This window comes from Phenylobacterium sp. GW821-FHT12F10 (assembly GCF_058806695.1).
Genome location: NZ_JBXAPY010000003.1, coordinates 505,996 through 518,481 on the forward strand (window position 1 = coordinate 505,996; position 12,486 = coordinate 518,481).

Below are 12,486 nucleotides of genomic sequence, written 5' to 3' on the forward strand. Positions count from 1 at the left end.
GAGGCTCCGGCGGTGCTTTTCAGGCGGCCCGCGCCACCCAGCGGCAAGACCTCATCGCAGACTGCCTACGGCCCCTGGAGGGGCCCGCCATGAAAAACATGTTCCTGATTCCGCCGCTGAGCCTGGCGCTCGCGGCCCTTTCGACGATGGCCGTGGCGCGCGAGGTGGTGGTGCTGCCCGGCGTGGTCAGTCCGGTGGGCGTGGTGAGCGGGGTCGACACCCAGGGGCCGGGGACCCTGACGGTGGGAAACCAGGACATCAACACCAGCAATGACGCCGGCGGCGCCATCACCAGCTCGGCGGCCAACACGGCCAATATCCGCTTCAACAACAGCTCGACCGTCACCGGCTTCGTCGGTTCGACGGGCACGACCTTCCTCAACATCGCCGCGGGCGCGAACGGCAATACGGTGACCTTCAACGGTCCGGTCTACGCCACCACCTTCACGGTGACGGGCGCCGGCACGGTCAATTTCAACCGCGGCTTCACCAGCAACACCGGCTCCACCCTGGACTTCGCCGGCGACGGCTTCCTGAACGTGGGGTCCGGCCAGACCGTCAAGGCGGCCCTGACCAACACCGCCGGCGCCAATACCGGCACCCTGACCCTCAACAACGGCAGCATCTTCGACGGGGCGGTCGGGGCGGCCAGCGGTCTGAAGCTGGTCCGCGTCACCGGCGGCAACGCCCTGATCACCGGCCAGGTGAAGGCCGGGACCTACACCCTCGACACCAACACCCTGAACGTGGCCGGCGCCTTCGCCATTCCGGTGGCGGGCACCATCAACACCACCATCTTCAGCCCCTCGCTCTACGGCAAGATCGTGCCGGTGGGCGCGGCCACCATCGGCGACGGCCTGAAGGTGCTGGTGACGGTCACCGGACCGATCGCCAACGGCACCAGCTTCAACATCGTCGACGCCACCAGCGGCACCACCGGCAGCACGGTGACGGCCACCAGCAACACCCTGCGCTACGCCTTCTCCGCCCAGCCCACCACGGCGGGCCTGGTGCGGATCACCACCACCCAGATCCCCCTGGTGGACGTGGTCGCCCCGGTGGTGACGCCCCCCGTGGTCCCCGGCGTGCCGGTGGTTCCCGTGCCGCCGGCGGTCAACCCGGCCCTGCCCATCGTCATCGCCCCGGTGATCGACGCCCTGCCGGTGACCCCGACCAATGTGGGGATCCTGACGGCCATCACCCTGCTGCCCAACGCCCCGGCCATCGCCGCGGCCCTGGCCCAGCTCGGTCCGGGGACCGCCAACCTGGCCTCGCCCCAGGTGGCCTTCCGCGCCACCCAGCGGTTCCAGGACCTGTGGGCCTCCCACCTCGAGGGTCAGCAGTCCTGCGCCCAGGACAGCCAGATGCGCGACCGGCAAATCCGCCGCGCCGCCGACGCCTCGGCCTGCCAGGTCGACGACGACCGCCGCCCGCACCTCTGGATGACCGGTTTCGGCTACGAGCGGTCCCCCTTCAGCTCCGACCGCCAGGGCGACGTGGCCGGCTATGAGGGCAACGAGTCCCGCATCGCCGGGGCCATGGCCGCCTATGACGCGCCGATCGGCGAGAACGCACGGGCGGGCCTGGGCCTGCGCTATGCGCTGTCGTCCATCGACGGCAACAACGGCGACGCCGGGGTCAATCCGGCCCGCAGCCACGGGAACATCAGCTCCTACCAAGCGACCGCCTATGTCGGTTACGCCCCGGGGCCCTGGTTCGTGAATGGCTCCATCGCCTATGGCTTCGACAACTATTCGGGCTTCCGCCACGTGGCCTTCACCGGCGTCGACAGCACGGCGGTCGCCGACTACAGCGGCAGCCAGTTCACCGCCTTCGGGACGACGGGCTATCACCTGGCCCTCGGCGACGGGCGGACGGTGGTCACCCCCTATGCGACGCTGCAGTACACCGACCTGCGGACCGAGGCCTATACCGAGACCGGCGATCCCGCGCTCAACCTGAAGGTCGCCGCCCAGCAGTACGACTTCCTGCAGACGGGCCTGGGGGTGAAGGTCTCGCGCGACATTCCGCTCTCCAACTCGCGGGTCTTCCGACCCGAGGTCCACGGCAAGTGGCTGCATTCGCTGAGCGAGGAGATGATGACCAACACCTCGGCCTTCGAGAGCGGCGGCCCGGCCTTCACCATCAGCGGCCTGAAGGCCGATCCCGACACCTTCAATGTCGGGGCGGGCTTCACCTATAAGAGCCCCGGCGCCTGGTCGGTGGGCGGCGGCTACGACTATCTGTGGCGCGACCAGAACTATTCGGCGCACCAGCTGATGGTGAGCTTCCTGCTGCGGCTCTAGGGCCCGACGGAGGGCTCCGCGGCGCGGGGCCCTCCAGTCCCTGGAGTTTGGGCGTGACGGAAGCCTGAGCCGGCGTCAGCCTCTACGCGCTCCTACATCGGTGGCGCCTTGCCCTTTTCGCCGGTGGAGATGGCGTTGGTGACGAGGCCCTTGGCGCTCGACTGGGCGACCAGGAAGACGGCGGTTCCGGCCTTGATCATGGTCCGGTCGCCCGGGGTGATCTGGACGATGGGGACGTTCTTGGGCACCACGATGTGGCGGGTGCCGTAGGAATAGGTGACGTCCAGCTCCTGGCCGTTCTTGCTGGCCACCACCTTGCCCACCGTGCCGTTGGTCATCATCGAGCCCTTCTTCAGGTCCCAGGCGTAGTGGCCCTCGCCCATCTTCACCCCGGGCGGGAAGATGTGGACCTCGAGGGATTTCCCGCGGCCGTCCTTCTGGGGCATCTCGGCGGTGCCGATGAAGCTGCCGGGCTGGATGGCGGCGACGGTGATGGGCTTCATCACCGAGACGGTCCAGTTGGGCGCCAGGTTCACGGTGACCTCCTTGCCCTCCTTGGTCTTCAGCACCAGGGCGTCGACCTTGGCGACCTTGACCACGCCGCGGACGATCTGCGGCGCGATCTGGGCGGCGGGCATCTGGCGCACGATGGCCGGCGACGGCTGGGCCAGGGCGGGGCCGGCGGCCAGGGCGAGCGCGGCGGCGAGGGCGGCCCGGCGGGGAAGGGTCATGAGGGCGGTCTTTCGGTTCAGGGATGGGCGACGGTAGCAGCCTGGGGGCGCGAGTCACGCGGCGACGAGGGTGACGTTGGGGCCGCCGTCCTCGGCGCATCGCGGCTCATCGGCCCCCTCACCCTGCCTCTCAACCGCAAGAGGGGGAGAGGAGGTGGTCGCTGGAAACCTGCCCTGGAGTCCGCCTCTCCCCCTTGGGGGAGAGGTTGGGGTGAGGGGGTCCTCGCCGCCGCGGGGCGCGGGGGCCGCAGTTTCGACTCTACAACGCCGACCAAGGGGCTAACCTCGGAGCCAGCCGCCGATAGAGCGGACTGGGAGGACGCTGGTGAGTGAGACGCACGGGGCCTCGGCCATTCTCGATCCGCCGGCGGTCGCCGGGGTCGGCGGGGACGCGCCGCTGAGCAAGGGCGGGGCCGCCTGGGCGGTCTTCGAGGGGGCGCGGAACCCCTATGTGGTGCTGATCACCATCTATGTCTTCATGCCCTATGTGTCCTCGACCATGGTGGGCGACCCGGTGCGGGGCCAGCAGATCATCTCCTCCTGGAGCCAGTACGCGGGCTGGATCGTCATGGCCACGGCGCCGTTCCTGGGCGCCTCCATCGACAAGCTGGGGCGGCGCAAGGGCTGGCTGGCCCTGGTGGTGATGACCATGGTCCCGGCCATCTTCGCCCTGTGGTGGGGCAAGCCGGACGGGTCGGGCCTGTCGGTCACCGCCGTCATGGCGCTGTCGCTGCTGATCGGGGTGCTGTTCTCCTATTCGGAGGTGCTGCACAATTCGCTGCTGGTGCGGGCCGCGGGGCTGGAGGGGGCGCACAAGGCCTCGGGCCTGGCGCTCGCTCTGGGCAATCTCGGCTCGGTGAGCGCGCTGATCTTCTGCGCCTGGGCCTTCGCCCTGCCGGGCCACGTGGACTGGGGATTCGTGCCAGCCAAGCCGCTGTTCGGCCTCGACGTGGTGATGCACGAGCACGAGCGGATCGTGGCGCCGATCGCCGCGGTGATGTTCGCGATCGGGGCCATCCCGCTGTTCCTGTTCACGCCGGACGCGCCGCGCAGCTCCATCCCGGCCCTGAAGGCCTTCTCCAGCGGGGCCAGCGAGCTCTGGCGGATGATCAAGGCGATGGGCGGCTACCGGGAGGCGGCGATCTACCTGGCCTCGCGCATGTTCTACTACGACGGCATGACCGCTCTCCTGATCTACTTCGGCATCTATTCGGCCGGGGTGATGAAGTGGGGGGCGCTGGAGCTGCTGATGCTGGGGATCATCCTCAGCGTGCTGGCGGTGCTTGGGGGCTTTGTCGGCCGCTGGCTGGACGCCGGGTTCGGGCCCAAGCGGGCGGTGCAGATCGAGATCGGCATGTCGCTGATCGGCATCGTCGCCCTGCTGGGGATGGCGCCGGACCGCATCCTCTATCTGTGGACCTTCGATCCCTCCGTGCGGCTGTGGGAGGGGATGTTCGGGACCTGGCCGCAGGTGGTCTACATCCTGATCGGCTTCTCCAACGCCATCTTCGTCACCGCCCAGTACGCGTCGAGCCGCACCCTGCTGACCCGGCTGACCCCGCCCGAGCAGACCGGGACCTTCTTCGGGGTCTATGCGCTGTCGGGGACGGCGACGGTGTGGCTGGGGTCGTTCCTGGTCAATCTCGGGACCCAGGTGTTCAAGACCCAGCAGGGGGGCTTCGCGGCCATCGCCCTGCTGCTCCTGGTGGGGTTCGTGGGGCTGCTGTTCGTCAAGGGTGGGGACCGGGGGGTGGCCTAGGCTTGCGCTGTTGGACGGCCCCCTCACCCTGCCCTCTCCCCCGCACAGGGGGAGAGGGGCGGCAGCTGGAGATCCGCCGTTGATTTTCGCCTCTCCCCCCTGGGGGAGAGGGTAGGGTGAGGGGGTCTCTCCGCCGCAGGGACTCGAATTCCATTCCAAGCGAGGGCGCCAAGCTCACCCACACCTTCCCTTCGACCCCGCCGGGCGCTAAGGCCCGGCCCATGCGCGTCGCAGCCCAGCTTCGGACCTCCTGGCGCGAGCCGCTCCAGGTGCTGTCGGCCTTCGCCGGCGAGCCGTGGGCGATCGGCTTCCTGTCCGGCGGCGAGGGGCCGCGGGCGCGGTGGTCCTATCTGGCGCGGCGGCCCGAGGCGGTCCTGACCCTGTCGGTCGGCGATCCCCGCGACCCCTTCGCGGCGCTTTCCGAGCTGCTCGGCCCGCCCGGTGAGACGGCCCGGGGCGGGCCGCCCTTCCAGGGGGGGCTGGCGGGGCTGGCCTCCTACGAGCTGGGGGACCGGGTGGAGACGCTCGGCCTGGGGCGCGACCCCGACTGGCCCGACCTGGCGGTGGGGCTCTATGCCAGCGTGCTGGCCTTCGACCACCAGGACCGTCAGGTGGTGGCCATCGGCCGCGGCTTCGACGAGGCCGACAGCGAGCAGGCCGCCTTCGAGGCGATGGGCTGGCTGCAGGACCTGCCCAGGCCCGCGACGCGGGGGGCGCTGACAGCGGGGCTGACGGCCTCGGACGGCGAGGCCTATGAGGCCGCCGTCGCCGAGGTGGTGGGCCGCATCCAGGCGGGCGAGATCTTCCAGGCCAATGTGGCGCGGGCCTGGACCGGGCGGCTGGCGGCGGGGGCGACGCCCTTCGATCTGCTGGCGCGGCTGGCCGGGCAGAGCGCGGCGCCCTTCGCGGCCTATCTGCGGCTGGCCGGGCGGGCGGTGGTGTCCAACTCGCCCGAGCGCTTCATCGCCGTGGCGGCGGGCGGCGCCGCCGAGACCCGGCCGATCAAGGGCACCCGGCCGCGCGGCGCCACGCCGGCGCAGGACGCGGACCTGGTGGCCGAGCTGGCGGCCAGCCTGAAGGACCGGGCCGAGAACCTGATGATCGTGGACCTGATGCGCAACGACCTGGCCCGGGTCTGCGCGCCGGGCAGCGTGAAGGTTCCCAGCCTGTGCGCGCCGGAGACCTTCGCCAATGTGCACCACCTGGTCTCGACGGTGAGCGGGCGGCTGGCGGCGGGGCGGACGGCGATCGACCTGCTGAGGGCGGCCTTCCCGCCGGGCTCCATCACCGGGGCGCCCAAGGTCCAGGCCATGAAGGTGATCGCCGGCCTGGAGACGCCGCGCGGCCCCTATTGCGGCTCGCTGTTCTGGGCCGGGGCCGACGGGGCCTTCGATTCCAGCGTGCTGATCCGCACGGCGGCCTGCGTGCAGGACGGCGACGGCTGGCGGGTCGAGGCCCGCGCCGGGGCCGGCATCGTCGCCGACAGCGATCCGCGCGCCGAGCGGCGGGAGACCGAAGCCAAGATCGCGGCCCTGGTCCGCGCGATGGAGGCCGGCGCATGATCCCCCTGGACGATCGCGGCCTGCTGCTGGGGGACGGGCTGTTCGAGACCCTGCTGGCGACGGACGGGCGGCTGGTGGCGGCGGCGGCCCACCTGGACCGGATGGCGGCGGGCTGCCTGGTGCTGGGCCTGCCGGCGCCGGACCCGGACGAGGCCGAGGCGCTGATGGCCCGGGCGCTCGCCGAGGCCGGGCTGTCGCGGGGGCGGGCGGCGGTGCGGCTGACCTATACGGCGGGGTCGGGCGGGCGCGGGCTGGAGCGGCCCGCCGGCCCGTCGCCCCGGCTGCTGGCCACCGCGGCGGCCTCAACGGTTCCGACGACGCCCTTGCGGCTGAGGGTGAGCACGGTGGCGCGCAACGCCGGCTCGCCGGCCTCGCGGCTGAAGACCCTGTCCTATCTCGACAATGTGCTGGCCCGGCGCGAGGCCCTGGCGGCGGGCGCTGACGAGGCGGTGATGCTGAACGGGGCTGGAGAGGCGGCCTGCGCGGCGGCGGCCAACCTGTTCTGGGTGAGCGGCGGCGAGGTCTTCACCCCGGCCCTGGCCTGCGGGGTGCTGGACGGGATCGTGCGCCGCCAGGTGATGGCGGCGGTTCCGGTGATCGAGGTGGCGGCGCGCGTCGAGGTCCTGCGGGCGGCGCAGGCGGTGTTCCTCACCAACAGCCTGATCGGCGTGCGGGCCGCCGCCAGCCTGGACGGACAGCCCCTGCCGGGCTCGGACCTGACAGCGGAGATCGCCCGCGCCGTGGGCTAGGGCGTGAAGGTCACCTGGCTGGTCTTGCGGGGCTTGAGGTAATATTTCTGGCTGAAGGTCATGGGGGCCGGCAGGGCCTTCTGCACCGGGGAGGTGTAGACGTAGCTGGCCTCGGCCAGGATCACGCTCTCATTGGCCGCCACCAGGCCGGCGGGCAGGGTGGGCGCCGAGGTGGCCGCGCCCATGCTCCCATAGCCCTTCGACCACATGACCTGGGCGACGCCGCCGGCGTCCTTGCGGATGCTGGTGACCCGCATGGAGAGGGCCGAGGACGGGAAGGGGGCGACGATCGCCTTTCCGACATTGAAGATGTCGGTCATCTCGGTGGAGGTGATGTCGGTGTCCTGGGCCACCAGGTCGCCGATGGCCGAGGCCACGTGGCTGGCCCGGCGGTCGGCCATCATGCCCTGGGTCAGCTCGGCCATGCCGTAATAGATCAGGATCATCACCGGGGCGACGAAGGCGAACTCGACGGCGGCGGCGCCGCGGCGGTCGCCGATCAGGTTTCTCAGGAACATTTGGCGCCCACCGGAGTCTGCGAGGAATAGGGCTCGTTGCGGAAGGTGGCGACGGTGGAGATCAGCCGCTTGCCCGAGCCGGTCCCCATGTTCACCAGGGCGGCGTTCAGCAGCGGGGTGAAGACGTCCCACTGGTAGTAGGAGCGCACCAGGACGATGTCGCCGGGGGCGCCGGTGGAGAAGCAGGTGGCGTCGGCCGCGGCCTGGGTGAAGGCCGTGCCGGCCGTGGGGCTGGAGCCGCTGGCGGCGGTGAAGTTGGCGAAGGTCTCGACGGCCACGGTGAGCTTGCTGCCGCAGGAGCTCTGCAGCCAGGACATGCGGTTGCAGACCAGGGTCTTGAAGTCGCCCTTGGCGTTGGAGCCGCTGGTCTGGAACTGGCCGGTGCGGATCTGGCGGGCGGCGTTGTCGGTGGCGTTCTGCAGGGTCACCGAGACCATGAACACCAGGCCCAGCTCGATGATGCCGAACATCAGGGCGCAGAAGGGCAGGGCGACGATGGCGAACTCGACCGCCGTGGCGCCGCGGGTGGCGCGCGAGAACCGCGTCAGCCGGTCGGAGAGGCGGAGAAGGCGGCGGCGCATGGCGTCCTCGAAGGGCGATCGAGGCGCCAGCATAGCCAAGTCTGCTGAATCGAAGGTTTAGGGGCTGGGCGCCGCGCCGCCCATGGCCCGGCGGGCCTCGGCCGCGCGCATGGCGTAGGCGTTGAAGCCGATGCTGTAGCGGTTGTACTCGATCTCGGTCTCGCCCGGCATCGGGGTGCGCTCGCAGCGGCCGGCGCAGGCGTAGTTGTCGACGTGGGGCACATCGTTGCCGCCGCTGGGGCCGCGATAGACGGAGATGCGGTTCACGTCCGGCGCCGAGACCGTCACCTGGCGGTCGAGGATCGTGCGGCCGCGGGCGTCCACCACGATGAGGTTGGTGACGCCATAGGCGCGGCCCTGGACCACCGCGGTGCGGCTGTCGACCACATTGATGTCGGCGATGGCCGGGTTGCCGATCATCACGTCCCGGGCCCCGGCCGGCAGGTTGATGCGGACGCCCTGGTCGATCGGGGCCCAGATCGCGCCCGCCGCGGCGGCGGTCGAGACGCCGATGAAGGCGCTCAGGACGGCGAGGAGGGCGGCGAGCAGGGGACGGCGCATGGGGGACCCGAAAAAAACTTGATCCGAACCTGGCCCCGAATGGTCAAGAAACGCTGAACAAAAGACCGACTCACGCGCGCGCGAGAATCATTATGCAAAAACCCCGATTCCGGGCCGATTCCGGGCGCATGGTTAACCGATGTTCACAGTAAACGAAAGTAAACCATAGAAAGTTCTCGGCGAATACTTCCGTGTTTACTCAGCATTAAGCGCGGTGGGCGAAATTGATCCTGCAATTCGGGGCGAGCAAGTCGGTGACTTGATCCCTCACTCACCAACTGGTTCGCAAACTCAAGGAGACCACCATGTCCAAGTTCGTCACCCGCTTCCTGAAGGATGAATCCGGCGCCACGGCCATCGAGTATGGCCTGATCGCGGCTCTGATCGCCGTCGTGCTCATCACCGCGATGAACACCCTGTCGGGCAAGATCGCCGGCACCTTCACCAAGATCGGGACCGCGATGCCGCAATAAGCGGCCTCGCTCCGAAACATTGCGGGGGCCGCGGTGCGAAAGCGCCGCGGCCCTTTCGCTGTCTGAAACCCTCCGTTCATCCGATGGCGCCAGGATCGCCCCGCACGCCGCTTCCGATGGTTCCGCCCATGCTCCCGATCCTGCAGGCCGCCCTGCTCTGCATCTTCCCCGCCCTGGTGATCGTCGGCGCCCTGCGCGACGCGGTGAGCTACACCATTCCCAACTGGATCTCCGGCGCCCTGATCCTGGCCTTCTTCCCCGCCGCCCTGGCGCTGGGGGTGGACGCCGGCGCCATCGGCCTGCACGCCGGGGTCGGCCTCATCGCCCTGGTCATGGGCATGGTGATGTTCTCCCTGGGCTGGATCGGCGGCGGCGACGCCAAGCTGTTCGCCGCGGCCGGCCTCTGGCTCGGCTGGCCGGCGGCCGCCACCTACCTGCTGGTGACCGGCGTGGCCGGCGGCGCCCTGGCGCTGGCCCTGCTGGCCCTGCGCTCGATGTGGGTGCGGCCTTATGTCCAGAGCGGCCCGGCCTGGGTCGGCCGCCTGGCCACCCCGGGGGAGAATGTCCCTTATGGCGTGGCGATCGCGGCCGGCGCGCTCGCCGCCTTCCCGGCCTCGACCCTGGCGCTGGCCTTCCCCGGGCTTTTCTGAAGCCATTCCTTTAGCCCGCGTTAACCATGCGGGCCCCAAAAGCGAGGCGCCGGCAGAAGGTCGGGAGTTTCGAATCGTGCGCGCCACTCGCGGATCGCGGGGCCGCCGGCCAGCCACCTGCTCACGCGGGAGCCTCGAGTAGTCGTTCATGGGCGCCGTCCGCATCGCCATCTTCGCCGTCGCCGCGATCGTCGCCATTGTGCTGGCGTTCCTCGTGCGCGGCATGGTGGCCCCGAAGAAGCCGCCGGCGCCGGTCGCCGTGGCCGCCGCGCCCGCCAAGCCCATGGCCAATGTCCTGGTGGCCAGCCGCGACCTGCCGGTGGGCGCCCGCCTCTCGGCCACCGACATGAGCTGGCAGCCCTGGCCCGTCGAGGCCCTCAACCCCCAATTCGTCACCGACGGCGCGGCGCCCGCCGCGCCCGTCCAGGGCGCGGCCCAGGTCGCCCAGAAGGCCGCCCAGACCACCAACGCCATGATGTCCCAGGGCCCGATGGCCGCCTTCGACGGCTCCATCGTCAAGGAGGCCATGCTGAAGGGCGAACCGGTGGTGGCCCGCAAGGTCGTGCGCGGCGGCCAGAGCGGCTACATGGCCGTGGTGCTGGCGCCGGGCATGCGGGCCATGAGCGTGCCCATCAACGCCGAGACCGCCGCCGGCGGCTTCATCCTGCCGGGCGACCGGGTCGACGTGCTGCAGAGCCGCCAGGCGCCCGACGGCCGCGCCTTCATCACCGAGACCCTGATGCGCAACCTGCGCGTCCTGGCCATCGACCAGAAGACCGATCCCGAGAAGGACGCCCGCACCATCGTCGGCGCCGTGGCCGTGCTGGAGGTTCCGGCCTCCGACATGGAGGTGCTGGCCCGCGGCAAGGCCCAGGGCGAGATGCAACTGGCCCTTCGCTCCTACGCCGATCTCGGCGGCTCGGCCTCGCGCGGCGTCGCCCGCCGCGGGACCAACCCCGGCCTGCGCGTCTTCCGCGGCGGCGCCGCCAGCGAGGTGCTCGTCAAATGACCCGTCTCGCCAGCCTCCTTCTCGGCCTCGCCGCCGGCCTCGCCGCGGCCACCGGCGCCCTGGCCCAGGGCCAGTCCGGACTGGTCACCGGCTCGGCGGTGGTCCGCGTGGACCTCAACGCCCTGGGCGGCGCGACCCAGGCCCTGTCCCTGCCCATGGGCAAGTCGGCGATCATCGAACTGCCGGTGGACGCCCGCGACGTGCTGGTGACCAAGCCCGGCGTGGCCGACGCGGTGCTGCGCTCGCCGCGCCGCATCTTCATCCTGGGGATGAAGGCGGGCCAGACCGACGCGGTGTTCTTCGACGGCACCGGCCGCCGGATCCTGTCCCTCGACATCCGCGTCGACCAGGACACCTCGGCCATCGCCCAGACCATCAACCGCATCCTGCCCGGCGCGCGGGTGCAGGTGGACGGCATCAATTCCAGCGTCATCCTGTCGGGCCAGGTGGCCAATCTGGGCGACGCCGACAAGGCCATGCAGATCGCCCGCGCCTCGGTGGACAAGCCCGAGCAGGTCCTCAACATGATGACCATCGCCGGCAAGGACCAGGTGATGCTGAAGGTGCGCATCGTCGAGATGCAGCGCAACGTCATCAAGCAGCTGGGCTTCAACCTCAGCGCGGTGATGAACCAGCTGGGCGAGCCGCAGTACCTGCTGGGCACGGCGGCCAGCTTCGCGGTCAACGGCGCCCTGCTGGGGGGCATCTCCACCGGCTACAAGCTCAACACCACCCAGCAGCCGGTGGTGAACCGCAGCGTCGTTGTGCCGACCCAGGTCTATGACTCCAACACCGGCACCTATCACACCGAGTATCCGCGCCAGAACTTCGACTTCGTCGACCGCAACGACCCGCTGTCGGTGAACAAGACGACGGCCGGCGACCCCGGCCTGAACCAGGCCGAGAGCACCCTGAAGGCCTTCGAGCGGGTGGGCCTGGTGCGCATGCTGGCCGAGCCGAACCTGACGGCGGTGTCGGGCGAGTCGGCCAAGTTCCTGGCGGGCGGCGAGTACCCGGTGCCCGTGGCCCAGGACGACACCGGCAAGATCACCATCGAGTTCAAGCCCTTCGGCGTGGGCCTGGGCTTCACCCCGGTGGTGATGTCCTCCGGCCGCATCGCCCTGAAGATCTCCACCGAGGTGTCCGAGCTCACCAGCCAGGGCTCCTTCAGCGTCACCAGCGCGTCGACCGGCACCGCCCTGACCATCCCGGCCCTCAATGTTCGCCGCGCCGAGACCAGCGTGGAGATGTCCTCGGGCGGCTCGATGATGATCGCCGGCCTGCTGCAGGAGAAGACCAAGCAGAACCTCGACGGCCTGCCCGGCATGACCACCCTGCCGGTGCTGGGCTCGCTGTTCCGGAGCCGCGACTATCTGAGCGGCGAGACCGAGCTGGTGGTGATCGTCACCCCCTATATCGTCACCCCCACCAGCCCCGACCGGATGCAGACCCCGGTGGACGGGATGAAGGTGGCCAATGACGCCTCGACCCTGCTGCTGGGCCAGCTGACCAAGGCCTACAAGGCCAAGCCCGAGGCCCAGGCGGGCCGCGCCTACCAGGGGCCGTACGGCTACGTGATCGAATGAA

The 12,486-nt window shown here is 70.4% G+C and carries 12 protein-coding genes; 8 read left to right on the top strand and 4 right to left on the bottom strand.

Annotated features, from left to right (window positions below; genetic code table 11):
• Positions 1-89 precede the first annotated feature (89 nt).
• Positions 90-2,306 (top strand): autotransporter family protein, encoded by a 2,217-nt coding sequence (locus tag AC1RN5_RS18535; protein WP_493042739.1) that lies wholly within the window; start codon positions 90-92, stop codon positions 2,304-2,306.
• A gap of 92 nt (positions 2,307-2,398) precedes the next feature.
• Here the strand turns inward: AC1RN5_RS18535 and AC1RN5_RS18540 are convergent, their stop codons facing one another.
• Positions 2,399-3,037 carry a hypothetical protein gene (locus AC1RN5_RS18540; RefSeq protein ID WP_493042740.1) on the bottom strand — a complete coding sequence of 213 codons (639 nt, stop codon included), beginning with the start codon at positions 3,035-3,037 and terminating at the stop codon, positions 2,399-2,401.
• A gap of 325 nt (positions 3,038-3,362) precedes the next feature.
• Here AC1RN5_RS18540 and AC1RN5_RS18545 point away from each other — a divergent pair, with 325 nt between their 5' ends.
• The 3 genes from AC1RN5_RS18545 to AC1RN5_RS18555 all read left to right on the top strand — a co-directional run bounded on the left by AC1RN5_RS18545 (position 3,363) and on the right by AC1RN5_RS18555 (position 7,107).
• Complete coding sequence (locus tag AC1RN5_RS18545) at positions 3,363-4,796, top strand: MFS transporter (RefSeq protein WP_493042741.1); 1,434 nt, start codon at positions 3,363-3,365, stop codon at positions 4,794-4,796.
• Between the two features lie 221 nt (positions 4,797-5,017).
• A complete protein-coding gene (locus AC1RN5_RS18550) occupies positions 5,018-6,358 on the top strand; it encodes an anthranilate synthase component I family protein (RefSeq protein ID WP_493042743.1) in 1,341 nt (446 codons plus the stop codon).
• A complete protein-coding gene (locus AC1RN5_RS18555; protein WP_493042745.1) occupies positions 6,355-7,107 on the top strand; it encodes an aminotransferase class IV in 753 nt (250 codons plus the stop codon). The genes AC1RN5_RS18550 and AC1RN5_RS18555 overlap by 4 nt, the downstream gene beginning before the upstream one ends.
• Here AC1RN5_RS18555 and AC1RN5_RS18560 read toward each other — a convergent pair.
• From AC1RN5_RS18560 to AC1RN5_RS18570, 3 genes are read right to left on the bottom strand one after another with little or no spacing between them, the layout of a single operon-like run.
• Positions 7,104-7,625, bottom strand: a complete 522-nt coding sequence (locus AC1RN5_RS18560; RefSeq protein ID WP_493042746.1) for a TadE/TadG family type IV pilus assembly protein — start codon at positions 7,623-7,625, stop codon at positions 7,104-7,106. The genes AC1RN5_RS18555 and AC1RN5_RS18560 overlap by 4 nt on opposite strands.
• Positions 7,616-8,206: a TadE/TadG family type IV pilus assembly protein gene (locus tag AC1RN5_RS18565; protein WP_493042747.1), complete on the bottom strand. Its 591-nt coding sequence runs from the start codon at positions 8,204-8,206 to the stop codon at positions 7,616-7,618. The genes AC1RN5_RS18560 and AC1RN5_RS18565 overlap by 10 nt, the downstream gene beginning before the upstream one ends.
• Positions 8,207-8,263: 57 nt before the next feature.
• Positions 8,264-8,767 carry a pilus assembly protein N-terminal domain-containing protein gene (locus AC1RN5_RS18570; protein ID WP_493042749.1) on the bottom strand — a complete coding sequence of 168 codons (504 nt, stop codon included), beginning with the start codon at positions 8,765-8,767 and terminating at the stop codon, positions 8,264-8,266.
• Positions 8,768-9,072: 305 nt separating this feature from the next.
• Here AC1RN5_RS18570 and AC1RN5_RS18575 point away from each other — a divergent pair, with 305 nt between their 5' ends.
• The 4 genes from AC1RN5_RS18575 (at position 9,073) to AC1RN5_RS18590 (ending at position 12,485) form a co-directional block, all read left to right on the top strand.
• Positions 9,073-9,240: a Flp family type IVb pilin gene (locus AC1RN5_RS18575; RefSeq protein WP_293495417.1), complete on the top strand. Its 168-nt coding sequence runs from the start codon at positions 9,073-9,075 to the stop codon at positions 9,238-9,240.
• A gap of 128 nt (positions 9,241-9,368) precedes the next feature.
• Positions 9,369-9,890: an A24 family peptidase gene (locus AC1RN5_RS18580; RefSeq protein ID WP_421934143.1), complete on the top strand. Its 522-nt coding sequence runs from the start codon at positions 9,369-9,371 to the stop codon at positions 9,888-9,890.
• Between the two features lie 148 nt (positions 9,891-10,038).
• On the top strand, positions 10,039-10,899 hold the full coding sequence (cpaB, locus tag AC1RN5_RS18585) for a Flp pilus assembly protein CpaB (RefSeq protein WP_421934144.1): 861 nt from the start codon (positions 10,039-10,041) through the stop codon (positions 10,897-10,899).
• Positions 10,896-12,485, top strand: a complete 1,590-nt coding sequence (locus tag AC1RN5_RS18590; protein WP_493042755.1) for a type II and III secretion system protein family protein — start codon at positions 10,896-10,898, stop codon at positions 12,483-12,485. The genes cpaB and AC1RN5_RS18590 overlap by 4 nt, the downstream gene beginning before the upstream one ends.
• The last annotated feature ends 1 nt before the right edge of the window (position 12,486 follow it).